Origin of the sequence: Escherichia sp. KS167_9B, assembly GCF_030295215.1 — a bacterium.
Classification (GTDB): Bacteria; Pseudomonadota; Gammaproteobacteria; order Enterobacterales; family Enterobacteriaceae; genus Escherichia; species Escherichia coli_F.
This window is the reverse complement of sequence record NZ_AP025754.1, coordinates 2747698-2774291: the sequence shown is the minus strand read 5'-3', so window position 1 is coordinate 2774291 and position 26594 is coordinate 2747698. Positions and strand designations below refer to the sequence as shown.

Sequence of the window (26594 nt, the reverse complement as noted above, 5' to 3'; positions counted from 1 at the left end):
TGCAAGTCTGACAGGGCAACTATTTATGAAACGACTCATTGTAGGCATCAGCGGTGCCAGCGGCGCGATTTATGGCGTGCGTTTATTACAGGTTCTGCGTGATGTCGCAGATGTTGAAACGCATCTGGTAATGAGCCAGGCGGCGCGCCAGACCTTATCCCTTGAAACGGATTTCTCCCTGCGTGATGTGCAGGCATTAGCCGATGTCACGCACGATGCGCGCGATATTGCCGCCAGCATCTCTTCTGGTTCTTTCCAGACGTTGGGGATGGTGATTTTACCCTGTTCAATCAAAACCCTGTCCGGCATTGTGCATAGCTATACGGATGGCTTACTGACCCGTGCGGCAGATGTGGTGCTGAAAGAGCGTCGCCCGCTGGTGCTCTGCGTGCGTGAAACACCGCTGCACTTAGGCCACCTGCGTTTAATGACTCAGGCGGCGGAAATCGGTGCGGTAATTATGCCTCCCGTTCCGGCATTTTATCATCGCCCGCAATCCCTTGATGATGTTATAAATCAGACGGTTAACCGTGTTCTTGACCAGTTTGCGATAAATCTACCCGAAGATCTCTTTGCCCGCTGGCAGGGCGCATAACTCCACTGTTGCCCTGTTTCAGGGCAATTTTGCAACCGCGATCAAATCCTCAACATTTTGTTTCTGCCATTCAATCGAAACGCTGCGATTCAACCGCTATACCTGCTATCTTCAACTTCAGGACAATAATGCAACGTCTTGTTAACATATTTAACGTTGAATGTTACTGTTGTCGTCAAGATGGCATAAGACCTGCATGAACGAGCCTGCAAACACACAACACAATACACAACATAAAAAAGCCATTTCACTTGAGGGTTATGTATGAAGAAGTCGATTCTCGCTCTGTCTTTGTTAGTCGGGATTTCCGCAGCAGCTTCCAGCTACGCGGCGCTGCCGGAGACGGTACGTATCGGAACGGATACCACCTATGCACCGTTCTCATCGAAAGATGCCAAAGGTGACTTTGTTGGCTTTGATATCGATCTCGGTAACGAGATGTGCAAACGGATGCAGGTGAAATGTACCTGGGTTGCCAGTGACTTTGACGCGCTGATCCCCTCACTGAAAGCGAAAAAGATCGACGCCATTATTTCGTCGCTTTCCATTACCGATAAACGTCAGCAGGAGATTGCCTTCTCCGACAAACTGTACGCCGCAGACTCTCGTCTGATTGCTGCCAAAGGTTCACCGATTCAGCCAACGCTGGATTCACTGAAAGGTAAACATGTGGGTGTGCTGCAGGGATCAACCCAGGAAGCGTATGCCAATGATAACTGGCGCAGTAAGGGTGTCGATGTGGTGGCCTATGCTAACCAGGATTTGGTCTATTCCGATCTGGCTGCAGGACGCCTGGATGCCGCTCTGCAAGATGAGGTTGCTGCCAGCGAAGGTTTCCTCAAGCAACCTGCCGGTAAAGATTTCGCTTTTGCAGGCCCTTCAGTGAAAGACAAAAAATACTTCGGTGACGGCACCGGTGTCGGGCTACGTAAAGATGATGCTGAACTGACGGCTGCGTTTAATAAGGCGCTTGGCGAGCTGCGTCAGGACGGCACCTACGACAAGATGGCGAAAAAGTATTTCGACTTTAATGTCTACGGTGACTGATACGTCGCAGGGAAGCTGTACCTGATGGAATGATCATGGTGCACGCCAGGTTTGTTGCACTATCGTGGTGCATTAAAATGCATACTTAAGCATTTTTAATGAAAAATAATACGTCTAACGGGGCGGGATATTTTGCCTTGATGGTCAATTTTATGGCACGATAAGTGTAACAAACCTGTAAATATTCCCTATAAAAAGACTGTCAGTTGAGGACATTATGAAAAAACTGGTGCTATCGCTCTCTCTGGTTCTGGCCTTCTCCAGCGCAACGGCGGCGTTTGCTGCGATTCCGCAAAACATCCGCATCGGTACCGATCCGACCTATGCGCCATTTGAATCAAAAAATTCACAAGGTGAACTGGTTGGCTTCGATATCGATCTGGCGAAGGAATTGTGCAAACGCATCAATACGCAATGTACGTTTGTCGAAAACCCGCTGGATGCGTTAATCCCGTCCTTAAAAGCGAAGAAGATTGACGCCATCATGTCATCGCTTTCCATTACGGAAAAACGTCAGCAGGAAATTGCCTTCACCGACAAACTGTACGCTGCCGACTCTCGTCTGGTAGTGGCGAAAAATTCCGATATTCAGCCGACAGTCGAGTCGCTGAAAGGCAAGCGCGTAGGCGTATTGCAGGGCACCACCCAGGAGACGTTCGGTAACGAACACTGGGCACCAAAAGGCATTGAAATCGTCTCTTATCAGGGGCAGGACAACATTTATTCTGACCTGACTGCCGGACGTATTGATGCCGCATTCCAGGATGAGGTCGCCGCCAGCGAAGGTTTCCTCAAACAACCCGTTGGTAAAGATTACAAATTCGGTGGCCCGTCTGTTAAAGATGAAAAACTGTTTGGCGTAGGGACCGGCATGGGTCTGCGTAAAGAAGATAACGAATTGCGCGAGGCACTGAACAAAGCCTTTGCCGAAATGCGCGCTGACGGTACTTACGAGAAATTAGCGAAAAAGTACTTCGATTTTGATGTTTATGGTGGTTAATCGCCATCGGTGAAAGAAAGCCCGCTCCCTTCGGGTAACCGGAGGGAGACAAGAGGCGGTAATTCACCACACACGACAGGACAGGCAGCATGTTGTATGGGTTTTCAGGTGTTATTTTACAGGGTGCGCTCGTCACGCTGGAGCTGGCTATCAGCTCTGTAGTGCTCGCTGTAATCATCGGTTTAATTGGCGCTGGCGGTAAGCTCTCGCAAAATCGGCTTTCGGGCCTTATTTTCGAAGGCTACACCACGCTGATTCGTGGCGTGCCGGACTTGGTGTTGATGCTGCTGATTTTCTACGGTTTGCAGATTGCACTAAACACGGTGACGGAGGCGATGGGCGTCGGGCAGATTGATATCGATCCGATGGTCGCTGGTATTATTACTCTCGGTTTTATCTACGGTGCTTATTTTACCGAAACGTTCCGTGGCGCGTTTATGGCTGTGCCGAAAGGGCATATAGAGGCGGCGACGGCGTTCGGTTTTACTCGTGGGCAAGTGTTTCGGCGGATCATGTTTCCGGCGATGATGCGTTACGCCCTGCCAGGCATTGGCAACAACTGGCAGGTGATTCTCAAATCTACCGCTTTGGTTTCGTTACTCGGCCTGGAAGATGTGGTCAAAGCCACGCAACTGGCAGGCAAAAGTACCTGGGAACCGTTCTATTTCGCCATCGTCTGTGGCGTGATTTATCTGGTTTTCACCACCGTTTCCAATGGTGTGCTGCTGTTCCTTGAGCGCCGCTACTCCGTGGGTGTGAAGAGGGCTGACCTGTGATCGAAATCTTACATGAATACTGGAAACCGCTGTTGTGGACCGACGGTTATCGCTTTACCGGTGTGGCGATTACCCTTTGGTTGCTGATTTTGTCGGTTGTGATAGGTGGAGTTCTGGCGCTGTTTCTGGCGATTGGTCGCGTCTCCAGCAATAAATACATCCAGTTTCCAATCTGGTTATTTACTTATATTTTTCGCGGTACACCGCTGTATGTTCAATTGCTGGTGTTCTATTCCGGCATGTACACGCTGGAGATTGTTAAGGGTACCGAGTTCCTTAACGCCTTTTTCCGCAGTGGCCTGAATTGTACTGTGCTGGCGCTGACGCTTAACACCTGTGCTTACACCACCGAGATTTTTGCCGGAGCAATCCGTTCGGTACCGCACGGAGAAATTGAAGCCGCCAGAGCCTATGGCTTTTCGACCTTTAAAATGTATCGCTGCATTATTTTGCCTTCAGCGCTGCGTATTGCGTTACCGGCCTACAGTAATGAAGTAATCCTGATGCTGCACTCTACTGCGCTGGCGTTTACGGCCACGGTGCCGGATCTGCTGAAAATAGCCCGTGATATTAACGCCGCCACGTATCAACCTTTTACCGCTTTCGGTATCGCCGCGGTGCTCTATTTAATCATCTCTTATGTCCTGATCAGTCTGTTCCGCAAAGCGGAAAAACGCTGGTTGCAGCATGTGAAACCTTCTTCAACGCACTGAGAATACGATGTCCGAGAATAAATTAAACGTTATCGATTTGCACAAACGCTACGGCGAACACGAAGTGCTGAAAGGGGTCTCACTGCAAGCGAATGCCGGTGATGTCATAAGTATCATCGGTTCGTCGGGATCGGGGAAAAGTACCTTTCTGCGCTGCATTAACTTCCTCGAAAAACCGAGCGAAGGATCGATCGTCGTTAACGGCCAGACGATCAATCTGGTGCGCGATAAAGACGGTCAACTCAAAGTCGCCGATAAAAATCAGCTGCGCTTACTGCGCACACGCCTGACGATGGTATTCCAGCACTTCAATCTCTGGAGCCATATGACGGTGCTGGAAAACGTCATGGAAGCGCCGATTCAGGTGTTAGGCCTGAGCAAGCAGGAAGCGCGCGAGCGGGCGGTGAAGTATCTGGCGAAAGTCGGGATAGACGAACGTGCGCAGGGGAAATACCCGGTGCATCTGTCCGGTGGTCAGCAACAGCGTGTTTCCATCGCGCGGGCGCTGGCGATGGAACCGGAAGTTTTACTGTTTGATGAACCTACCTCGGCGCTCGATCCTGAACTGGTAGGCGAAGTGCTGCGTATTATGCAGCAACTGGCAGAAGAGGGAAAAACCATGGTGGTGGTGACTCACGAAATGGGCTTTGCTCGCCATGTTTCTACTCACGTCATTTTTCTCCATCAGGGGAAAATAGAGGAAGAGGGCGCGCCAGAACAGTTATTCGGTAACCCGCAAAGTCCTCGTCTGCAACAGTTCCTTAAAGGTTCGCTGAAATAATTCCCTCTCCGGTGGCTAACGCTGCCGGAGTATTTCATGGGGAATTTGCGAGTCCGCTTCCGCTGAAATGTAAAAGTTGCAGTCCGCTAAAAATACTTCTGAATTCGCTGTCCAAAGATAAAAACTGCCTGCTGCATTGGGTGTAAATCGTGGTTATTGTCGCGTCATCTTAAATTTGAGGGGTGACGGAACGCCATGACAATATCGACAACTTCCACGCCGCATGATGCGGTATTTAAATCTTTTTTACGCCATCCAGACACCGCGCGGGATTTTATTGATATTCATCTTCCCGCGCCGCTGCGCAAACTGTGTGATTTAACGACGCTCAAACTGGAACCAAACAGTTTTATTGATGAAGATCTGCGGCAATATTATTCCGACCTCTTGTGGTCTGTGAAAACGCAGGAGGGAGCGGGTTATATTTATGTGGTGATAGAGCACCAAAGTAAGCCGGAGGAATTAATGGCTTTTCGCATGATGCGCTATTCCATCGCGGCGATGCAAAACCATCTGGATGCAGGCTATAAAGAGCTTCCATTGGTGATCCCAATGCTGTTTTATCATGGTTGCAGAAGTCCTTATCCTTATTCACTCTGCTGGCTTGATGAATTTGCCGAGCCTGCGATAGCCCGCACAATATATTCATCGGCTTTTCCGCTGGTGGATATTACCGTGGTGCCGGATGACGAGATTATGCAACATCGCAAAATGGCGCTGTTGGAGTTAATTCAGAAACATATTCGTCAGCGCGATCTGTTGGGATTAGTCGACCAAATTGTTTCGCTGCTAGTTACAGGGAACACTAATGACAGACAGCTAAAAGCCCTGTTTAATTACGTATTACAAACGGGAGATGCCCAGCGTTTCCGTGCATTTATTGGTGAGATAACAGAACGCGCACCACAAGAAAAGGAGAAACTGATGACCATTGCTGACAGATTACGTGAAGAAGGCGCAATGCAGGGCAAACACGAAGAAGCTCTGCGTATTGCTCAGGAGATGCTGGAGAGAGGTTTAGACAGAGAATTAGTTCTGATGGTGACCCGACTTTCGGCAGACGATCTTATCGCGCAAAGCCACTAATCCTGTAACACCGGGAATTAACTGGCGGATGTTTGCAGTACACCACATCAGTGAACAACATCCGCCAGCGCCTCTTCTAAATCGTACCAGCGAAACGCAAAACCCGCTTCTTCCAGCCTTTTGGGCAAAGCCCGTTGTCCACCTAATACCAGTACTGAAGATTCGCCCATTAACAGCCGAATGGCGGTCGCGGGGACGCGCAAAATGGCCGGACGATGCAGTGCATGACCGAGCGCATGGGCAAATTGTTCATTGCGTACCGGGTAGGGCGAAACCATATTAAACGACCCGCGTAGCTCGTTATCCAGCAGCCAGAGAATACCGTTGACCATATCATCGATATGAATCCAGGCCAGATACTGCCGACCAAAGCCAATCGGCCCGCCCAGGCCAAGACGAAACGGCGGCAGCATTTTACCGAGGATCCCGCCGTCCGGTGCAAGCACCACGCCGGTACGCAGCAGGCACACACGTGTTTTGTCGCTTTGCGCCCGACAGGCAATCTCTTCCCAACGAGCGCAGAGTTTGTGGGTAAATTCGTTATGCGGCGGTTCCTCTTCAGTAACCACCACTTCACCTAAGTCGCCATAATAGCCCGTTGCCGAACCGGAAATGAGTACCGACGGCGGCGTGTCGCTGGCATTAATCAAATCGACCAGTTTTTGCGTAATATTCCAGCGGCTTTGGCAGAGACGCTCTTTTTGCTCGTGAGTCCAGCGTTTATCAGCAATCGGTTCTCCGGCCAGGTTGATTACCGCATCAACGCCGTTGAGGTTACTTTGATCGGCAAGCCCTTGCCATAGTGTCACCCGGGGGCCGATAACGGAGCTGGCTTTCTGCGGGTTACGCGTCACTACCGTGATTTGATGGCCCAGCTCCAGCAAACGCGGAATCAAATGGCGACCAATTAATCCCGTCCCTCCGGTGATCACTATGTTCATGCAGCCTCCCGATATGGCGGTTAACGCTGCCAGCTTAAGGTCATGGATACCGAATCAGCGTAGCGCAGCGCGTGCAGTTTATCGATCTCTACTTCAGCATACGTTACCCAGTGATGTTCACGTGCGATATCGAGCACATCCTGAGTTAATTTCTCCAGCAAAGAGAAACGGTTATTCTCTACGTGCTGAATAATGTTTTTCGTTACGGTGCGATAATTCAGCGCATCGTTGATATCTTCGCTGGTGCGCGCTTTATCGGCGGGGTAGTGGATCGTCACGTTGATAACTATATCCTGACGGTTGTTAATTTCTTCTTCCTTAATTCCGATAAACGTACGTAAACGAAGGTTCTTTATACGAATAATAGCGGCAGGTTGTGCCATTGCAGGTTCTCCGTTGTTTTACTTAGGATTAAATAATACACGAGAACCTGTTTCTGTTAACTATCCGAACACTCATCACCGAGTTGTGATTTTAGCAGTGCCTGCACGGTGGCAGGGCGCGAACGGATCCGCTCATGCCAGTTCTTAACTGCAGGATACATTGCGAGGTCAATGCGCTGGCGAGTCCAGGCATTAACCCACGGCCAGCAGGCAATATCCGCAATGCTGTAGTTTTCTCCGCCCAACCAGGGCGAGTTTTCCAGCCGCTTGTTCAGCACGTGATACAGACGCTGAGTTTCAACCTGATAACGTTCAATAGCGTAAGGAATGGTTTGTGGTGCAGCGTGATTAAAATGATGATTTTGCCCAAGCATCGGCCCCAGCCCGCCTACCTGCCAGAATAGCCACTGTAATGTGGTGGCGCGTTCACGCATTTCATGACTCAAAAAGAGTCCCGTTTTCTCCGCCAGATACAACAATATGGCCCCGGACTCAAAGAGGCTTAACGGTTCGCCGCCATCGGCTGGGGAATGATCAACAATTGCCGGAATTTTGTTGTTAGGCGAAATGCGCAAAAATTCCGGGCGAAACTGGCCACCTTTCCCCAGGTCTACCTTAATCAAGCGATAATCCAGTCCTGCTTCTTCGAGAAACAACGTAATTTTGTGACCATTTGGCGTCGGGGCGAAATAGAGATCGATCATTGCAGCTCCGGTTGTCTAATCATCTGAACACCACAAGTATAGAAAGCGCGGCGACTTGCGTGAGTATTCGTCACGTGACAGTGACAAAAAGGCTCTATAGTTTGATAGTTAGCCCCCCCCTTTATTGCCGAGGACATAATGAGTAAACCCGCTATCACGCTTTGGTCAGATGCCCATTTTTTCTCCCCTTATGTGTTATCCGCCTGGGTGGCGTTGCAGGAAAAAGGCCTGTCGTTTCATATCAAGACCATCGACCTCGACAGCGGTGAACATTTGCAGCCGACGTGGCAAGGTTACGGTCAGACACGCCGTGTGCCGTTATTACAAATCGATGATTTTGAGTTGAGTGAATCTTCTGCCATTGCGGAGTATCTGGAAGATCGATTTGCGCCACCGACCTGGGAACGCATTTATCCGCTTGATTTAGAAAATCGTGCGCGTGCACGACAGATTCAGGCCTGGCTGCGCAGCGATCTGATGCCCATCCGCGAAGAGCGCCCTACGGACGTTGTCTTTGCGGGTGCGAAAAAAGCGCCACTGACGGCGCAGGGAAAAGCCAGTGCAGAGAAACTGTTCGCGATGGCAGAACATTTGTTAGCACTGGGTCAGCCGAATTTATTTGGTGAATGGTGCATTGCTGATACTGATCTGGCGCTAATGATTAACCGCCTGGTACTACATGGCGATGAGGTGCCAGAACGCCTGGTGGATTATGCAACATTCCAGTGGCAGCGAGCGTCTGTCCAGCGTTTTATTGCACTTTCGGCGAAGCAATCTGGCTGATAGCAATGGCAGAATCCAGTATCATAGCTTACGTTTTTTCGACGAGGAGTGAGTGATGAAACTGATGTTTGCATCGGACATTCATGGGTCGTTACCGGCGACGGAACGTGTTCTGGAGTTGTTTGCCCAAAGCGGTGCCCAGTGGCTGGTGATCCTTGGCGACGTGTTGAATCACGGCCCGCGTAATGCTTTACCGGAGGGTTACGCGCCAGCCAAAGTCGCTGAACGGCTTAATGAAGTGGCACATAAAGTTATCGCTGTGCGCGGCAACTGCGACAGCGAAGTGGACCAAATGCTGCTGCATTTCCCGATAACCGCGCCGTGGCAACAGGTATTACTGGAAAAACAACGTCTGTTTTTGACGCATGGTCATCTATTTGGTCCGGAAAATCTGCCCGCTTTAAACCAGAACGATGTGCTGGTGTACGGTCATACCCATCTGCCAGTGGCAGAACAGCGGGGGGAGATATTCCACTTCAACCCCGGCTCGGTGAGTATTCCGAAAGGCGGTAATCCGGCGAGTTATGGCATGCTGGATAATGACGTACTGAGTGTAATCGCACTCAATGATCAAAGTATCATTGCGCAGGTCGCGATTAATCCGTAATTTACCCACAACTCAAAATGCGCCGTAAGAGCGCCAGAAAAAGAAGGTTTCCTGATAATGGAACAGCGTCGTTTGGCAAGTACTGAATGGGTGGATATTGTCAATGAAGAGAATGAAGTCATTGCACAAGCCAGCCGGGAACAAATGCGGGCACAGTGTCTGCGTCATCGTGCAACTTACATCGTCGTGCATGATGGCATGGGCAAAATTCTGGTCCAGCGTCGTACCGAGACAAAAGACTTTTTACCCGGCATGTTAGATGCGACCGCAGGCGGTGTGGTCCAGGCCGATGAGCAACTGCTGGAGTCAGCGCGTCGCGAAGCGGAAGAAGAGTTGGGCATTGCCGGTGTCCCCTTTGCCGAGCACGGGCAGTTCTATTTCGAAGATAAAAATTGCCGTGTCTGGGGCGCGTTGTTCAGTTGTGTCTCGCACGGTCCCTTCGCCCTACAGGAAGATGAAGTCAGTGAAGTTTGCTGGCTGACGCCGGAAGAAATCACCGCACGCTGCGATGAGTTCACTCCAGACTCGCTGAAAGCGCTGGCGTTGTGGATGAAGCGCAATGCCAAAAATGAAGCCGTAGAGACTGAAACGGCAGAATGAAAAAAGAGCCGCAATTGCGGCTCTTAACATTTTTAGTGGTAGCCCATCAACTGAGCGCCGATAACCACGACGCTGGACATAATAAACAGCAGTCCAAGCAGTGTCGCGCCCACCTTCAGCCAGTTACGGAAGTCCACCCGACAAACACCGAGCGTTGCCATTAACGAAGCTGAGGTCGGGTAAATGATGTGACTGAAGCCATCACCAAACTGGAACGCCAGCACGGTAACCTGACGGTTAACACCGACCAGATCGCCAAGCGGTGCCAGTAACGGCATGGTTAACGCCGCCTGACCAGAACCGGATGTCACGAAGAAATTAAATACCGCCTGGAAGAGCAACATAAACCAGGCTGCAACTGCGTTATCCAGACCGCTAATGGCATTGGCAATGCTGTTTAGAATGGTATTTAACACACTGGCATCACCCGCTTCACCGTTACCGACCAGCAACAAAATCCCTTTGGCGAAACCCACCAGTAGGGCAGGGGCGATCATCATTCGCGCCCCTTCGGTGAAGGATGAAGCCATGGTATTAACCGTCATACCGTTTAGGCGGAAAACAACGCCGATGATGCCAATTACTAGCCCCATCGTGAAGAACTGGCTGGCTATTTCTGGAATAAACCAGGCATTGACGATAACGCCCCAAATTACCCAGATCATGACGGCGGTTAAAACAATCAATACCAGCCAGTCACCAAAGGTAAATGGACGCTGTTCTACATCCGCCTGTTTTTCGCGGAAGAAACGATCGGACTCATGAACGCGTGACAACAGCGGATTCTTTTTCACCCGCGAGGCGTACACCATAGTGAAGACCAGACCAATCAGAGTAGAGATTACCCATACCACGATGCGCAAACCGGAGCCAGAAAGCACCGGAACACCAGCGATCCCCTGAGCAACAACCACACAAAACGGGTTCATCCACGAACTGGCAAAACCGATTTGCGTGGCGATATAAGTCACCAGGACGGTGGTAATACTGTCATAGCCCAGCCGGACCATTAGCGGTGCGATGATAATGGCAAAGGCGACGGCCTCTTCCCCCATACCAAATACCGCGCCGCCAAGTGAAAAGAGAATAAACAAGGCAGGGATAAAGAGAATTTCATTCCCGCGTGTATGCCGAATAAGTGCCAGGATGCCGTTATCAATGGTTCCTGTACGCATCACGATGCCAAACGCGCCGCCAATCACCAGCATAAACATGATGATGCCAACGGCTGTCCCGTATTTCGATCCTGAGGTTAATCCTTCAAACGGGAAATTCATCAGGCCCGGGCGTTCATCGCCCGTCGAGAACAGTTGCACGCGGTGATACTCAGGTTCGCCCGCCTCGTTAGTCAGAATGCGAAATGAGTGCGGATCTACGACTTTGCGTGTTTTTGTTTGACCATCAACCTGATACTGCACTTCCTGACTGTCAAACATCCCCACCGGAACTACCCAGGTGGCAAGGCTGGTTAAAATAGCAACAAAAAAGATAATCACCAGCGTATCGGGCATTGCCCATCTTCTGGTTGGTTTGGATTCAGTGATTGCGGACATAGCGCAGATATTCCCTTGCACAAAACAAAGTGGTAAGTATGCAAAGTGAGATGGCGCAATTCATTGATGCAGCGCAGTTAAGCAAGATAATCAGAAAGGATTAATGCAAATTAAGAGAATAAAAAACCGGAAATAGTGACTATTTCCGGTTCAGGTATCCGCAGCGCAAAGCTGCGGATGATGACGAGATTACTGCTGCTGTGCAGACTGAATCGCAGTCAGCGCGATGGTGTAGACGATATCGTCAACCAGTGCGCCACGGGACAGATCGTTAACCGGCTTGCGCATACCCTGCAGCATCGGCCCGATGGAGATCAGATCGGCAGAACGTTGTACCGCTTTGTAAGTGGTGTTACCGGTGTTCAGATCCGGGAAGATGAACACGGTAGCGCGACCAGCAACCGGAGAATTCGGCGCTTTGGATTTCGCAACGTCAGCCATTACCGCAGCGTCGTACTGCAGCGGACCGTCGATCATCAGGTCAGGACGTTTTTCCTGCGCCAGACGAGTTGCTTCGCGAACTTTCTCTACGTCGCTACCTGCACCAGAAGTACCGGTGGAGTAGGAGAGCATTGCAACGCGCGGTTCGATACCGAAGGCCGCGGCGGAATCAGCGGACTGAATCGCGATTTCTGCCAGCTGTTCTGCGGTCGGATCCGGGTTGATCGCACAGTCACCGTAAACGTAAACCTGTTCCGGCAGCAGCATGAAGAACACGGAAGATACCAGGGAGCTACCCGGTGCAGTTTTGATCAGCTGCAGCGGCGGACGAATGGTGTTTGCGGTGGTGTGAACAGCACCGGAAACCAGACCGTCAACTTCATCCTGTTCCAGCATCAGCGTACCGAGAACCACGTTGTCTTCCAGCTGTTCGCGGGCAACGGTTTCGGTCATGCCTTTGTTCTTACGCAGTTCAACCAGGCGGCCAACATAGCTTTCGCGAACCACTTCTGGATCGACAATTTCAATGCCAGCACCCAGTTCTACGCCCTGAGATGCTGCAACGCGGTTGATCTCAGCCGGGTTACCCAGCAGTACGCAAGTTGCGATACCACGTTCAGCACAGATAGCGGCTGCTTTAACGGTACGCGGTTCGTCGCCTTCCGGCAGCACGATACGTTTGCCCGCTTTGCGCGCCAGTTCGGTCAGCTGATAACGGAAGGCTGGCGGAGACAGACGACGGCTGCGCTCAGAGGTGGCAGTCAGAGAGTCAATCCAGTCAGCGTTGATGTAGTTAGCAACGTATTCCTGAACTTTCTCGATACGCTCGTGATCGTCAACCGGAACTTCGAGGTTGAAGCTCTGCAGGCTCAGAGAAGTCTGCCAGGTGTTAGTGTTCACCATAAATACCGGCAGGCCGGTAGCGAAAGCGCGCTCGCACAGTTTGGAAATGCGCGCGTCCATTTCGTAGCCGCCAGTCAGCAGCAGGGCACCGATTTCTACGCCGTTCATGGCAGCCAGGCAAGCTGCAACCAGTACGTCAGGACGGTCTGCGGAAGTTACCAGCAGAGAACCGGCACGGAAGTGCTCCAGCATGTGCGGAATGCTGCGTGCGCAGAAAGTGACAGATTTCACGCGACGAGTGTTGATATCGCCTTCGTTGATGATGGTGGCGTTCAGGTGGCGAGCCATATCGATCGCACGGGTCGCGATCAGATCAAAGCTCCACGGCACCGCGCCGAGAACCGGCAGCGGGCTGGATTCTTGCAGCTTCGCCGGATCAACATTGTTTACTTTTGCTTTGGAAGAGTCGTCGAAAATCTCGGACAGATCCGGGCGAGTACGACCCTGTTCATCAACCGGTGCGTTCAGTTTGTTAACGATAACGCCAGTGATGTTGGTGTTTTTTGCACCACCGAAGCTGTTGCGAGTCAGTTCGATACGCTCTTTCAGCTGTTCCGGGGTGTCAGTGCCCTGAGACATAACGAAGACGATTTCCGCGTTCAGCGTTTTAGCGATTTCGTAGTTCAGAGACTGGGCAAACTGATGCTTACGTGTCGGGACCAGACCTTCAACCAGAACGACTTCAGCGTCTTTGGTGTTAGCGTGGTAGTTCGCGACGATCTCTTCCATCAGCACATCTTTCTGATTGCTGGAAAGCAGACCTTCAACGTAGCTCATTTTCAGCGGTTCAGCGGCTGTCGTGGTGGAAGAGTTCGCACGCACGATAGTCGTGGTCTGATCGGGCGCATCGCCACCGGTACGCGGCTGAGCGATAGGTTTGAAAACGCTCAGACGAACGCCTTTGCGTTCCATTGCACGGATCACGCCAAGGCTGACGCTGGTCAGACCGACGCTGGTTCCGGTAGGGATCAGCATAATAATACGGGACACGGTTTATCCTCTTTCGTTACCGCCGGTTTGGCGGGTTACAAAACAGCACCGCCAGCTGAGCTGGCGGTGTGGAATCAGGCGGTCAAGCGGCAGGCGTCTTGCGCGATAACCAGCTCTTCGTTGGTCGGAATCACAACAGCAGGGCGGGTGCCTTCTTTGTTGATGAAACCAGATTTGCCGAAACGTGCAGCCAGGTTGCGCTCATGATCAACTTCAAAGCCCAGCACGCCCAGTTTGCCCAGAGACAGTTCACGAACCATCGCGGCATTTTCACCGATACCACCGGTGAATACAACAGCGTCCAGACGACCATCCATCAGCGCGGTGTAGGCACCGATGTATTTCGCCAGACGGTGGCAGTAAACGTCCATTGCGCGCTTCGCGTCTTCTTTTGTCGCGTAGTTGTCTTCAACATAACGGCAGTCGCTGGTGACTTCGGTCAGACCCAGCAGGCCAGACTCTTTGGTCAGCATTTTGTTGATTGCGTCAACGCTCATGCCCAGAGTGTCGTGCAGGTGGAAGATGATCGCAGGATCGATATCGCCAGAGCGAGTACCCATTACCAGACCTTCCAGCGGGGTCAGACCCATAGAGGTGTCAACGCATTTACCGTTGCGGATAGCAGAAACGGAACCACCGTTACCCAGGTGGCAGGTGATGATGTTCAGCTCTTCTACCGGTTTGTTCAGCATTTTTGCCGCTTCCTGGGTTACATAGAAGTGGCTGGTGCCGTGCGCGCCGTAACGACGGATGCCGTGCTCTTTGTACAGGTTGTACGGCAGGGCGTAGAGGTAAGACTCTTCCGGCATAGTCTGGTGGAACGCGGTGTCAAATACAGCAACGTTTTTGTCTTTCAGCTGAGGGAAAGATTTCAGTGCTTCTTCGATACCGATCAGGTGAGCCGGGTTGTGCAGCGGTGCAAAAGAAGCTGCATCTTTGATACCCTGAATAACAGACTCATCGATCACTACGGAGCTGGTATACTTTTCGCCGCCGTGTACGATACGGTGACCGATAGCGGTCAGCTGCGCAGACAGTTCTGGTTTTTGTGCCAGAATAGTATTAACGATAAAGTTGAGCGCTTCGCTGTGAGCGGCGCCTGCACCTAAAGCCGCTTCCTGTTTATTGCCGTCCATTTTCCATTTGATACGTGCTTCGGGCAGGTGGAAACATTCGGCTAAACCAGAAAGGTACTCTTCACCATTTACTGCATCGATGATTGCAAATTTCAGTGAAGAACTACCGCAGTTCAGAACCAGTACTAACTTACTCGACATGGAAGTACCTATAATTGATACGTGGCTAAAAAAACGTCAGGGAGCCATAGAGCGTAGCGCATGATGACACTGACATTTATGATTAACATCATGCACTGCAAATTTTTTTTGCATGATGGAAGAAATATCTTGAGTCTATGCCATTTTGCGTAATTTTCAGCCAATGGCATAATGTATATGAATTTGACGACTCAATGAATATGTACTACTTAGGCCTTCAGGCTGCTAAAGGATACCTGATAGTGGGTATGGAAGACAAAATGTTTTGAACGTTGTCCCGCTGAGTTGTGAATTTGCACAAATTTTTGAATCTTTATATGTGAAGTTGAGGTGAAGCATGTCAACGCCGGATAATCGTTCTGTTAATTTTTTTAGCTTGTTTCGCCGGGGACAGCATTACTCAAAGACGTGGCCGTTGGAAAAACGCCTTGCCCCGGTCTTTGTCGAAAATCGCGTTATCAAGATGACGCGCTATGCGATCCGTTTTATGCCGCCAATCGCCGTATTTACTCTCTGCTGGCAGATTGCCCTGGGCGGTCAGCTGGGCCCGGCAGTTGCCACTGCGCTGTTCGCCTTAAGTTTACCCATGCAAGGACTATGGTGGCTGGGCAAGCGTTCTGTAACGCCATTACCTCCTGCAATCCTTAACTGGTTTTATGAAGTTCGCGGTAAATTGCAAGAGTCTGGACAGGTGTTGGCACCCGTTGAAGGTAAGCCTGATTACCAGGCATTAGCTGACACGCTTAAGCGTGCCTTCAAACAACTGGATAAAACTTTCCTTGATGATTTGTAATTGACCCCTGATTACGCATATAAAAGAAGGCATACTCAGCCTTCTTTTTTTTCACCGTAGTAGAGTGATACAGGAGTCAACAATGGAAATGACCAACGCGCAACGTCTTATTTTGTCTAACCAGTACAAAATGATGACTATGCTTGATCCGGCAAATGCTGAACGTTACCGTCGCCTGCAAACAATCATTGAGCGTGGTTATGGATTACAGATGCGTGAACTGGATCGCGAGTTTGGCGAGCTGAAAGAAGAAACCTGCCGCACTATCATCGACATTATGGAGATGTATCACGCACTGCATGTGTCCTGGTCTAATTTGCAGGACCAGCAGTCCATCGATGAACGCCGTGTTACCTTCCTCGGCTTTGACGCCGCCACCGAAGCTCGTTATCTCGGTTATGTGCGCTTTATGGTTAACGTGGAGGGGCGCTATACCCATTTTGACGCCGGAACTCACGGTTTTAACGCCCAGACGCCAATGTGGGAAAAATATCAGCGTATGCTTAATGTGTGGCATGCCTGCCCGCGTCAGTACCATCTGAGTGCCAACGAAATTAATCAAATTATCAACGCCTGAGGAGGCCCATGTGCGGTGCAAAGGTTTTCTGTTTGATCTTGATGGAACGCTGGTGGACTCCCTGCCTGCGGTAGAACGGGCGTGGAGCAACTGGGCCAGACGTCATGGGTTAGCGCCGGAAGAGGTGCTGGCTTTCATTCACGGTAAACAGGCCATCACCTCTTTGCGCCATTTTATGGTGGGCAAATCCGAGGCAGACATTGCTGCCGAATTTACGCGTCTGGAGCAAATCGAGGCCACGGAAACCGAAGGTATTACCGCACTTCCGGGGGCAGTCGCTTTACTCAATCATCTGAATAAAGTGGGGATTCCATGGGCCATTGTGACGTCTGGCTCCATGCCCGTAGCGCGAGCGCGCCACAAAATAGCCGGACTTCCCGCGCCAGAGGTGTTTGTAACCGCTGAGCGAGTGAAGCGCGGAAAACCAGAACCTGATGCGTATCTGTTAGGCGCGCAGCTGCTGGGGCTTGCGCCGCAGGAGTGTGTGGTGGTGGAAGATGCTCTCGCTGGCGTGCTTTCAGGCCTGGCGGCGGGTTGCCATGTGATTGCAGTTAACGCTCCGGCAGATACCCCGCGCCTGAATGAGGTCGATTTAGTCCTCCACAGTCTGGAGCAAATTACTGTGACCAAACAGCCAAATGGCGATGTTATTATTCAGTGAAACACCTGATCATGATTTAGCCCCGTCTCGTCGGGGCTTTTTTATGGCAGAATCAAGTCATCCCCCTCAATTAACAAGGATAAGTTGTGAACGGTGAATTGATTTGGGTTCTTTCATTACTGGCCGTTGCCATCGTCTTGTTTGCGACGGGCAGAGTGCGTATGGATGCGGTCGCTTTGTTTGTTATTGTCGCGTTTGCATTAAGCGGAACGCTGACGGTCCCCGAAGTATTTTCCGGCTTTTCCGATCCTAACGTTGTCCTGATTGCCGCCTTGTTCATTATTGGCGATGGTTTGGTCCGTACCGGTGTTGCCACCGTAATGGGGACATGGCTGGTCAAAGTGGCAGGCAACAGTGAAATCAAAATGTTGGTTTTGTTGATGCTGACCGTCGCGGGGCTTGGCGCGTTTATGAGTTCAACCGGCGTTGTCGCTATCTTTATTCCCGTGGTGTTAAGCGTTGCCATGCGTATGCAAACGTCGCCGTCGCGCCTGATGATGCCGTTAAGTTTTGCCGGGCTGATAAGCGGCATGATGACGCTGGTGGCGACGCCGCCGAACCTGGTAGTCAACAGTGAATTGCTGCGTGAAGGCTATCATGGTTTTAGTTTCTTTAGCGTAACACCTATTGGCCTGGTCGTGCTGGTGCTGGGTATTTTGTATATGTTAGTGATGCGTTTCATGCTGAAAGGGGATACCCAGACCCCACAGCGCGAAGGCTGGACGCGTCGAACTTTTCGCGATCTTATTCGTGAATATCGACTGACCGGGCGTGCGCGTCGTCTGGCTATTCGCCCCGGTTCGCCTATGATTGGTCAACGGCTGGACGATCTCAAATTACGTGAGCGTTATGGTGCTAACGTCATCGGTGTTGAACGCTGGCGGCGTTTTCGTCGCGTTATCGTGAATGTTAACGGGGTTTCTGAATTTCGCGCGCGTGACGTTTTGCTTATTGATATGTCTGCGGCTGATGTCGATCTCCGGCAATTCTGTAGTGAGCAATTGCTGGAGCCGATGGTACTACGCGGCGAGTATTTTTCTGACCAGGCACTTGATGTGGGCATGGCAGAGATTTCATTAATTCCTGAGTCAGAACTTATTGGTAAATCGGTGCGCGAAATTGGTTTTCGTACCCGCTACGGACTGAATGTGGTGGGGCTAAAGCGCAATGGCGAGGCGATGGAAGGTTCGCTGGCGGATGAGCCTCTGCTGCTGGGCGATATCATCCTGGTTGTGGGTAACTGGAAACTGATCGGTATGCTGGCAAAACAGGGGCGTGACTTTGTGGCGCTGAACTTACCCGAAGAGGTAAGTGAAGCATCGCCAGCACACAGTCAGGCACCTCATGCCATTTTTTGCCTGGTGTTGATGGTAGCGTTAATGCTTACCGATGAAATCCCTAATCCTGTTGCCGCTATCATCGCCTGCCTGCTGATGGGGAAATTCCGTTGTATCGATGCTGAAAGCGCCTATAAATCCATTCACTGGCCGAGCATTATTTTGATCGTTGGGATGATGCCGTTTGCTGTGGCATTACAGAAAACGGGAGGTGTCGCGCTGGCGGTGAAAGGGCTGATGGACATTGGCGGCGGTTACGGGCCACATATGATGCTGGGTTGTTTGTTTGTCTTGTCGGCGGTTATTGGGCTATTTATCTCTAATACCGCAACGGCGGTGTTGATGGCTCCGATTGCGCTGGCTGCTGCCAAAACGATGGGTGTGTCGCCTTATCCATTTGCGATGGTCGTGGCGATGGCAGCATCCGCCGCCTTTATGACACCGGTTTCTTCACCTGTTAACACACTGGTTTTAGGCCCGGGAAATTACAGCTTCAGTGACTTTGTGAAGTTGGGGGTACCGTTCACCATTATCGTGATGGCGGTTTGTGTGGTGATGATCCCGATGCTGTTTCCGTTTTGACAAGAGCCTGATGTCGCATCCGGCGCTTATTGCCTGATGCGACGCAGACTCCGGCTGCTTACAGCGGTGAATCCTGGCTAATCTCATCGAGCGAAAGATGGAAGCTGGGAACAAAGACTTCCATGAAGTAGTCCATCTCCTGGCTGCGGCGCGCTTCAAGCGTCGCTTCCAGTCGCGTTTTTGCCAGCAAGAATTCATTATTTCCCGCCGCGAGTTCTTCCAGACATTTCAGATATGCACACAGTGCATCTGCCTGTTTCACCAGAGATTTCTCTTCATCGCTGTATGCATGCTCGTCAATTAACGGCGCAAAAATATCCTGCAGCTCTTCCGGAACCATATCGACCAGTTTTTGCTGAGCGATTTTTTCAATAGCCTTGTATTCCTGAGCGATTTGCGAATTGAAGTATTTCACCGGGGTAGGGAGATCGCCGGTAAGCACTTCTGAGGCATCGTGGTACATCGCCAGTAAAGCGATACGTTCGGCGTTGACATTACCGCCAAATTTACGATTTTTGATAGCTGCCAGCGCATGGGCGACCATCGCTACCTGCAAACTGTGTTCGGACACATTTTCCGTCCGCACGTTGCGCATTAGCGGCCAGCGGTTAATGAGTTTCAGGCGGGAGAGATGGGCAAAAAAATGGCTCTGTTTCATAGTGACCTTACGTATGATGACATCATCAGGTCATTGTGGCGGGATAACACTGCCGGATGCAATCTCCGGCAGTGAAATTAAGATTACAGCTGATGATAACCAGAAAGGAAACGCGCGAACTTACTCAAAGACAGCTCGATATCATCAACACGTGGTAGTGTGACAATGCGGAAGTGATCCGGCCACGGCCAGTTGAATGCTGTCCCTTGAACCAGCAGGACTTTTTCCTGCAACAGGAAATCCAGCACCATTTTCTGGTCGTCGTGAATGTTAAAGCGTTTAGCGTCGATTTTCGGGAACATATACAGCGCACCGCGCGGTTTCACGCAGGAAACGCCCGGAATGTCGTTGATCAATTCCCACGCGCGGTTACGCTGCTCATAAAGACGCCCGCCGGGAGTAATAAATTCACTGATGCTCTGATAACCGCCTAGTGCGGTCTGAATGGCGTGTTGCGCAGGAACGTTAGCACACAGGCGCATCGAAGCCAGCATTTCCAGACCTTCGATGTAACCTTTAGCGTGTTTTTTCGGCCCGTTCAGCACCATCCACCCCTGACGGAAGCCTGCAACGCGGTACGTTTTCGACAATCCGTTAAAGGTAATGGTCAGCAGATCAGGTGCCAGCGGCGCAATTGAGTGATGCTCAGCGTCATCGTAGAGAATTTTGTCATAAATTTCATCGGCGAAGATAATGAGATTATGCTGACGTGCAATCTCCACTATCTCCATTAAAAGCTCTTTGGAATAAACTGCGCCGGTTGGGTTATTTGGGTTGATAATAACGATTCCACGCGTACGAGGCGTAATTTTAGCGCGAATATCATCAAGGTCCGGGAACCAGTCAGAGGATTCATCGCAAAGATAATGCACCGCTTTACCGCTGGAGAGCGAAACCGCCGCAGTCCAAAGAGGGTAATCAGGCGCAGGAACTAACATTTCGTCCCCGCTGTTCAGCAATGCCTGCATTGCCTGAACGATAAGCTCCGATACACCATTGCCGATGTAAATATCTTCCACGGTAACATCACGCATGCCACGAGCCTGGTAGTGCTGCATGATGGCTTTACGCGCGGAGTAAAGCCCTTTGGAATCGCAATACCCTTGAGCGGTAGGCAGGTTGCGAATCACGTCAACGAGGATTTCATCTGGCGCGTCAAAACCGAACGGGGCAGGATTGCCGATGTTCAGTTTCAGTACCTTGTTACCTTCTTCTTCCAGGCGTTTTGCTTCTTTCAGCACCGGACCACGGATGTCGTAACAGACATTCTCTAATTTGCTGGATTTTTCAATGGGGGACATGAATCTTGACCTTTTTTGCTGTTATCGCCACTCCCTGCCGTGGAAGTCAGCTTAGAACAATGTACTCCCCCAGGACGGCGTTTTGAAGGTCTGCAGAATAAGATTTTGCCAGAGGGGAAGACTCGATTGTGCTGTTAATAACTTAATAATGGCAAAATAATGAGGTGTATATGCTTAGCAATTAATGTTATGTAGTGAATTGTTCTGATTCTTAATTGTGAGTGTGGTTTTTTTATCTGTAAGATAATTGTTTGAAAATGCCTCGTTTAAGAATTCACTAATGAATCGTGATGATGATATTTCCGCATTACGGAGAGTTTAACAGCGTGATGATTTCCGAGGTGTCGTAATGGGTGCAAGGTGTGAAACTATTGTTAAGCGGGATTAATGAATGAGGATGATGCTAATTAATTATTATTTAATATTCAAAAAGGTTTTGTTGTGCTTATTAATAATAGAAGATTACTTTGCCTAACATAACATAACTTTGCATCAGATAATTCGCAATGACCCTTATAAATAAAAGGTTTTTGGGGTAAAATGCTCGCATAAATAACGGATCCCTGCTCTTGATGCCGCCTCACCATTGCTGTTTGTACGTGTTCGCGTATGACCAGCGATGCTGCACGAGAGTGGAACAAGGACTCACATTTACATTTATACAAACACGCGCATGTCATAAATACAAAAGAGTGAGTAACTTAATAGATATGCGATTCCTGAAGATATATTCTGTGATCTACTTCAGGCATTATAACGGAACAATGTGAGTCGCTTTTTTAGTGCAACTCATATGCATTTTTACTTTCGTCCGGGTTCCGGATGAAACTGCCAGGGAGGCACATTACAAATGGAATTGCTTGTTTGTGTGTGCACAGCATTAACCAGCTCAGTACGAGCCGCCAGTAAGTGATAATATATGATAAGTGCAAATCGTCCGATAATTAACCTCGACCTCGATCTGCTGAGAACATTTGTTGCTGTTGCCGATCTGAACACTTTTGCTGCCGCAGCTGCCGCTGTGTGTCGTACTCAGTCCGCCGTAAGTCAGCAAATGCAGCGTCTGGAACAACTCGTTGGGAAAGAACTGTTCGCTCGTCACGGTCGCAACAAACTGTTAACTGAACATGGCATTCAACTTCTTGGTTACGCCAGGAAAATCCTGCGTTTTAATGATGAGGCCTGCTCATCATTAATGTTCAGCAATCTTCAGGGCGTGTTAACTATCGGTGCTTCAGATGAATCTGCCGATACGATCTTACCTTTCCTGTTAAATCGCGTGAGTTCGGTTTATCCGAAACTAGCGCTGGATGTCCGCGTTAAACGTAATGCCTATATGGCAGAAATGCTGGAATCCCAGGAAGTGGATTTGATGGTAACCACCCATCGTCCTTCAACGTTTAAGGCATTGAACCTGCGTACCTCGCCAACACACTGGTACTGCGCAGCGGAATACGTATTGCAAAAAGGCGAGCCGATCCCTCTTGTATTGCTGGATGATCCTAGCCCGTTTCGCGATATGGTGCTGGCGACGCTTAATAAAGCAGATATTCCATGGCGACTGGCTTATGTCGCCTCGACGCTTCCGGCCGTTCGTGCGGCAGTGAAAGCCGGTCTTGGTGTGACAGCAAGGCCGGTCGAGATGATGAGTCCTGATCTGCGTGTGCTGAGTGGGGTAGATGGCTTACCGCCGCTACCCGATACCGAATATTTGTTGTGCTATGACCCGTCCAGTAATAATGAGCTGGCTCAGGTGATTTATCAGGCGATGGAGAGCTACCATAATCCGTGGCAATACAGCCCAATGTCTGCTCCGGAAGGCGATGACTCATTGTTAATTGAAAGGGATATCGAGTAATCGACGGACCATAGATAATTCCTGGGACAATAGTGTAAAAACGAGCCGCTGGGGGTGTTTTAAACCCCAGCGGCTTTTTTTTAGTAAAAAGCCTTCCTCGTATCGTGCAGAACGCACAAAACTGTTCATTTTTCAATCAACAGAGATTCACGTCCCGAACGCACAAATAATCGCCTGAAAAAAATCACCTGCTACAATGATGTTAAAAAATACGTAAATTTGTTGCTGCGTTTTTGTTATGGAATGACAAAAGCGTGTCACAGATCAAGAAAATACTCTCTTTTGGGGGGAGGAATCGACACAAATTCCTGTCAAAATAGACCCGTATTTTTTCCATTGCTTCACAACGGACACGATTCAACAACATCTAATTATCCTGGAGTCGTCAAGGATCTGGGGTGAAAGGGCATTAAATGCTAATGGTGTTGATATTATGTAAACTAATGTGAAGAAACTTTTGTTAAAGTTGACAAAAGGTTATAGAAAGGAGTAAAAGACCACATCAATTAGCTGTATAAAAGAGTTTCTACAGTGATTGTAAGGTTTTTTTTATTCCTCCCCATGAATCGATGTGGCGTCCATCTGCCGTGAAGAGCAGTGAATCTGGCGCTACTTTTGATGAGTAAGCAATGAGTATGTCAACATCCACTGAAGTCATCGCTCATCACTGGGCATTCGCTATCTTTCTTATCGTTGCCATTGGCCTGTGTTGCCTGATGCTGGTAGGCGGTTGGTTTTTAGGCGGTCGCGCACGCGCGAGGTCGAAAAACGTTCCGTTTGAATCCGGTATCGACTCGGTCGGCTCCGCCCGCTTACGCCTGTCCGCCAAGTTTTATCTGGTGGCCATGTTCTTCGTTATCTTCGACGTTGAAGCGCTGTATCTGTTCGCATGGTCAACCTCTATCCGCGAAAGCGGCTGGGTAGGCTTTGTGGAAGCTGCAATTTTTATTTTTGTGTTACTGGCAGGTCTGGTTTATCTGGTGCGTATTGGCGCGCTGGACTGGACGCCCGCGCGTTCACGCCGCGAGCGTATGAACCCGGAAACGAACAGTATCGCTAATCGTCAACGCTAACCGCGAGGCATTAAGATGGATTATACGCTCACCCGCATAGATCCCAACGGTGAGAACGACCGTTACCCCCTGCAAAAGCAGGAGATCGTAACCGACCCTCTGGAGCAAGAAGTTAACAAAAACGTGTTTATGGGCAAGCTCAATGACATGGTTAACTGGGGTCGTAAAAACTCAATTTGGCCGTATAACTTCGGTCTTTCCTGCTGTTACGTTGAGATGGTGACTTCGTTTACCGCGGTGCATGACGTGGCACGTTTTGGCGCAGAAGTATTGCGTGCTTCGCCGCGTCAGGCTGACCTGATGGTGGTTGCAGGAACCTGCTTTACCAAAATGGCACCGGTTATTCAGCGTCTGTATGACCAGATGCTGGAGCCAAAATGGGTTATCTCAATGGGTGCCTGTGCCAACTCTGGCGGTATGTACGATATTTATTCCGTTGTGCAGGGCGTTGATAAATTCATCCCGGTTGATGTGTATATCCCGGGCTGCCCGCCACGTCCTGAAGCGTACATGCAGGCACTGATGCTGTTGCAGGAATCTATCGGTAAAGAACGTCGTCCGCTCTCCTGGGTGGTTGGCGATCAGGGCGTTTATCGCGCCAATATGCAATCAGAGCGCGAACGCAAGCGCGGTGAACGCATTGCCGTTACCAACCTGCGTACACCTGACGAGATTTAATTTGCGCCTGTCGGCAAAGGGATTTTTCTTCGCTTATTCCTAAATCTATTTCGCGAAGCTTACTGCGCCGACAGTCACCACGGACCATTTGCAATGGTGAACAATATGACCGACTTAACCGCGCAAGAACCCGCCTGGCAGACCCGCGATCATCTTGATGATCCGGTGATTGGCGAACTGCGCAACCGTTTTGGGCCGGATGCCTTTACTGTTCAGGCGACTCGCACCGGGGTTCCCGTTGTGTGGATCAAGCGTGAACAATTACTGGAAGTGGGTGATTTCTTAAAGAAACTGCCGAAACCTTACGTCATGCTGTTTGACTTACACGGCATGGACGAACGTCTGCGCACACACCGCGAAGGGTTACCTGCCGCGGATTTTTCCGTTTTCTACCATCTGATTTCTATTGATCGTAACCGCGACATCATGCTGAAGGTGGCGCTGGCAGAAAACGACCTGCACGTACCGACCTTCACCAAGCTGTTCCCGAACGCTAACTGGTATGAGCGTGAAACCTGGGATCTGTTTGGCATTACTTTCGACGGTCACCCCAATTTGCGCCGCATCATGATGCCGCAAACCTGGAAAGGTCACCCGCTGCGTAAAGATTACCCGGCGCGCGCTACCGAATTCTCGCCGTTTGAGCTGACCAAAGCCAAACAGGATCTGGAGATGGAAGCCCTGACCTTCAAACCGGAAGAGTGGGGGATGAAGCGCGGCACCGAAAATGAAGACTTCATGTTCCTCAACCTCGGTCCGAACCACCCGTCGGCGCACGGTGCTTTCCGTATCGTTTTGCAACTCGATGGCGAAGAGATTGTCGACTGCGTACCAGACATCGGTTACCACCATCGTGGTGCGGAGAAAATGGGCGAGCGCCAGTCATGGCACAGCTACATTCCGTATACCGACCGTATCGAATATCTCGGTGGCTGTGTTAACGAGATGCCGTATGTACTGGCGGTAGAGAAACTGGCCGGGATCACCGTACCAGATCGCGTTAACGTGATCCGCGTAATGCTCTCCGAACTGTTCCGCATTAACAGCCATCTGCTGTACATCTCGACCTTTATTCAGGACGTCGGTGCGATGACGCCAGTGTTCTTCGCTTTTACCGATCGTCAGAAAATCTACGATCTGGTGGAAGCGATCACTGGTTTTCGTATGCACCCGGCGTGGTTCCGTATTGGCGGCGTAGCGCACGACCTGCCGCGTGGCTGGGATCGCCTGCTGCGTGAGTTCCTCGACTGGATGCCGAAACGTCTGGCGTCTTATGAGAAAGCGGCGCTGCAAAACACCATTTTGAAAGGCCGTTCCCAGGGCGTAGCCGCCTACGGCGCGAAAGAGGCGCTGGAGTGGGGCACCACTGGCGCGGGCCTGCGTGCTACCGGGATCGACTTCGATGTGCGTAAGGCGCGCCCTTATTCTGGCTATGAAAACTTCGACTTTGAAATCCCGGTTGGTGGTGGTGTTTCTGACTGCTACACCCGCGTAATGCTGAAAGTGGAAGAACTGCGTCAGAGTCTGCGCATTCTTGAGCAGTGCCTCAACAACATGCCGGAAGGCCCGTTCAAAGCGGATCACCCGCTGACCACGCCGCCGCCGAAAGAGCGCACGCTGCAACATATCGAAACCCTGATCACCCACTTCCTTCAAGTGTCGTGGGGGCCGGTGATGCCTGCCAATGAATCTTTCCAGATGATTGAGGCGACCAAAGGGATCAACAGTTACTACCTGACCAGCGACGGCAGCACCATGAGTTATCGCACCCGTATCCGTACGCCGAGTTATGCGCATTTGCAGCAAATTCCGGCGGCGATCCGCGGCAGCCTGGTGTCTGACCTGATTGTTTATCTGGGCAGTATCGATTTTGTTATGTCAGATGTGGACCGCTAA

At 50.5% G+C, this 26594-nt stretch carries 26 protein-coding genes; 18 read left to right on the top strand and 8 right to left on the bottom strand.

Features of this window, described 5'->3' with window-relative positions; all coding sequences use genetic code 11:
• Positions 1-25 precede the first annotated feature (25 nt).
• From ubiX to rpnB, 7 genes are all read left to right on the top strand, one after another.
• Positions 26-595 (top strand): flavin prenyltransferase UbiX, encoded by a 570-nt coding sequence (ubiX, locus tag QUE34_RS13790; RefSeq protein ID WP_000825690.1) that lies wholly within the window; start codon positions 26-28, stop codon positions 593-595.
• A 264-nt stretch (positions 596-859) separates the two neighbouring features.
• Entirely contained in the window at positions 860-1642 is a 783-nt protein-coding gene (gene argT, locus QUE34_RS13785; protein WP_000748235.1) for a lysine/arginine/ornithine ABC transporter substrate-binding protein ArgT, read from the top strand.
• A gap of 217 nt (positions 1643-1859) precedes the next feature.
• On the top strand, positions 1860-2642 hold the full coding sequence (gene hisJ, locus QUE34_RS13780; protein ID WP_000737621.1) for a histidine ABC transporter substrate-binding protein HisJ: 783 nt from the start codon (positions 1860-1862) through the stop codon (positions 2640-2642).
• A gap of 89 nt (positions 2643-2731) precedes the next feature.
• Positions 2732-3418: a histidine ABC transporter permease HisQ gene (gene hisQ / locus QUE34_RS13775; protein WP_000965518.1), complete on the top strand. Its 687-nt coding sequence runs from the start codon at positions 2732-2734 to the stop codon at positions 3416-3418.
• Complete coding sequence (locus QUE34_RS13770) at positions 3415-4131, top strand: ABC transporter permease (protein ID WP_000569957.1); 717 nt, start codon at positions 3415-3417, stop codon at positions 4129-4131. The genes hisQ and QUE34_RS13770 overlap by 4 nt, the downstream gene beginning before the upstream one ends.
• Before the next feature lie 7 nt (positions 4132-4138).
• Positions 4139-4912: a histidine ABC transporter ATP-binding protein HisP gene (gene hisP / locus QUE34_RS13765; RefSeq protein ID WP_001293612.1), complete on the top strand. Its 774-nt coding sequence runs from the start codon at positions 4139-4141 to the stop codon at positions 4910-4912.
• 195 nt (positions 4913-5107) lie between these two features.
• On the top strand, positions 5108-5998 hold the full coding sequence (rpnB, locus tag QUE34_RS13760; RefSeq protein ID WP_000156134.1) for a recombination-promoting nuclease RpnB: 891 nt from the start codon (positions 5108-5110) through the stop codon (positions 5996-5998).
• Between the two features lie 47 nt (positions 5999-6045).
• On the opposite strand, the gene QUE34_RS13755 is transcribed toward rpnB, so the two are convergent.
• Genes QUE34_RS13755 through yfcG form a run of 3 tightly spaced genes read right to left on the bottom strand, consistent with a single transcriptional unit; the run spans position 6046 to position 8026 of the window.
• On the bottom strand, positions 6046-6939 hold the full coding sequence (locus QUE34_RS13755; protein ID WP_032303446.1) for a TIGR01777 family oxidoreductase: 894 nt from the start codon (positions 6937-6939) through the stop codon (positions 6046-6048).
• 20 nt (positions 6940-6959) lie between these two features.
• Positions 6960-7322 (bottom strand): dihydroneopterin triphosphate 2'-epimerase, encoded by a 363-nt coding sequence (gene folX / locus QUE34_RS13750; RefSeq protein WP_000068457.1) that lies wholly within the window; start codon positions 7320-7322, stop codon positions 6960-6962.
• A gap of 56 nt (positions 7323-7378) precedes the next feature.
• Positions 7379-8026, bottom strand: coding sequence for a GSH-dependent disulfide bond oxidoreductase (yfcG, locus tag QUE34_RS13745; protein ID WP_032303445.1), 648 nt, complete (start codon positions 8024-8026; stop codon positions 7379-7381).
• A gap of 138 nt (positions 8027-8164) precedes the next feature.
• On the opposite strand from yfcG, the gene yfcF reads away from it, so the two are divergent.
• Genes yfcF through yfcD form a run of 3 tightly spaced genes read left to right on the top strand, consistent with a single transcriptional unit; the run spans position 8165 to position 10016 of the window.
• Entirely contained in the window at positions 8165-8809 is a 645-nt protein-coding gene (gene yfcF, locus QUE34_RS13740; protein ID WP_032303444.1) for a glutathione transferase, read from the top strand.
• Positions 8810-8864: 55 nt separating this feature from the next.
• Positions 8865-9416 (top strand): phosphodiesterase, encoded by a 552-nt coding sequence (gene yfcE / locus QUE34_RS13735; RefSeq protein ID WP_000772452.1) that lies wholly within the window; start codon positions 8865-8867, stop codon positions 9414-9416.
• A gap of 57 nt (positions 9417-9473) precedes the next feature.
• Complete coding sequence (gene yfcD / locus QUE34_RS13730) at positions 9474-10016, top strand: NUDIX hydrolase YfcD (RefSeq protein ID WP_000437935.1); 543 nt, start codon at positions 9474-9476, stop codon at positions 10014-10016.
• A gap of 32 nt (positions 10017-10048) precedes the next feature.
• Here the strand turns inward: yfcD and yfcC are convergent, their stop codons facing one another.
• From yfcC to ackA, 3 genes are all read right to left on the bottom strand, one after another.
• Positions 10049-11569: a putative basic amino acid antiporter YfcC gene (gene yfcC, locus QUE34_RS13725; RefSeq protein WP_001274485.1), complete on the bottom strand. Its 1521-nt coding sequence runs from the start codon at positions 11567-11569 to the stop codon at positions 10049-10051.
• A gap of 189 nt (positions 11570-11758) precedes the next feature.
• Complete coding sequence (pta, locus tag QUE34_RS13720) at positions 11759-13903, bottom strand: phosphate acetyltransferase (protein ID WP_000086716.1); 2145 nt, start codon at positions 13901-13903, stop codon at positions 11759-11761.
• A 74-nt stretch (positions 13904-13977) separates the two neighbouring features.
• Entirely contained in the window at positions 13978-15180 is a 1203-nt protein-coding gene (ackA, locus tag QUE34_RS13715; RefSeq protein ID WP_000095712.1) for an acetate kinase, read from the bottom strand.
• A gap of 337 nt (positions 15181-15517) precedes the next feature.
• Here ackA and yfbV point away from each other — a divergent pair, with 337 nt between their 5' ends.
• From yfbV to QUE34_RS13695, 4 genes are all read left to right on the top strand, one after another.
• Entirely contained in the window at positions 15518-15973 is a 456-nt protein-coding gene (gene yfbV, locus QUE34_RS13710; protein ID WP_000106627.1) for a terminus macrodomain insulation protein YfbV, read from the top strand.
• 82 nt (positions 15974-16055) lie between these two features.
• The gene (locus QUE34_RS13705) at positions 16056-16550 is read left to right on the top strand and encodes a YfbU family protein (RefSeq protein ID WP_000426124.1); all 495 of its coding nucleotides are present in this window, start codon (positions 16056-16058) and stop codon (positions 16548-16550) included.
• Positions 16551-16560: 10 nt separating this feature from the next.
• Complete coding sequence (gene hxpA / locus QUE34_RS13700) at positions 16561-17211, top strand: hexitol phosphatase HxpA (protein ID WP_103253494.1); 651 nt, start codon at positions 16561-16563, stop codon at positions 17209-17211.
• Positions 17212-17297: 86 nt separating this feature from the next.
• Entirely contained in the window at positions 17298-19130 is a 1833-nt protein-coding gene (locus QUE34_RS13695; RefSeq protein ID WP_001012889.1) for an SLC13 family permease, read from the top strand.
• Positions 19131-19188: 58 nt separating this feature from the next.
• Here the strand turns inward: QUE34_RS13695 and yfbR are convergent, their stop codons facing one another.
• Positions 19189-19788, bottom strand: a complete 600-nt coding sequence (gene yfbR / locus QUE34_RS13690; protein WP_000813854.1) for a 5'-deoxynucleotidase — start codon at positions 19786-19788, stop codon at positions 19189-19191.
• A gap of 83 nt (positions 19789-19871) precedes the next feature.
• Entirely contained in the window at positions 19872-21089 is a 1218-nt protein-coding gene (gene alaA / locus QUE34_RS13685) for an alanine transaminase AlaA (protein ID WP_000074527.1), read from the bottom strand.
• A gap of 919 nt (positions 21090-22008) precedes the next feature.
• Here alaA and lrhA point away from each other — a divergent pair.
• The 4 genes from lrhA to nuoC all read left to right on the top strand — a co-directional run bounded on the left by lrhA (position 22009) and on the right by nuoC (position 26594).
• On the top strand, positions 22009-22947 hold the full coding sequence (gene lrhA / locus QUE34_RS13680; protein WP_000622290.1) for a transcriptional regulator LrhA: 939 nt from the start codon (positions 22009-22011) through the stop codon (positions 22945-22947).
• A 629-nt stretch (positions 22948-23576) separates the two neighbouring features.
• Complete coding sequence (gene nuoA, locus QUE34_RS13675; RefSeq protein ID WP_000062997.1) at positions 23577-24020, top strand: NADH-quinone oxidoreductase subunit NuoA; 444 nt, start codon at positions 23577-23579, stop codon at positions 24018-24020.
• A 15-nt stretch (positions 24021-24035) separates the two neighbouring features.
• Positions 24036-24698 carry an NADH-quinone oxidoreductase subunit NuoB gene (gene nuoB, locus QUE34_RS13670; RefSeq protein WP_000386733.1) on the top strand — a complete coding sequence of 221 codons (663 nt, stop codon included), beginning with the start codon at positions 24036-24038 and terminating at the stop codon, positions 24696-24698.
• A gap of 93 nt (positions 24699-24791) precedes the next feature.
• Positions 24792-26594: an NADH-quinone oxidoreductase subunit C/D gene (gene nuoC / locus QUE34_RS13665; protein WP_000247878.1), complete on the top strand. Its 1803-nt coding sequence runs from the start codon at positions 24792-24794 to the stop codon at positions 26592-26594.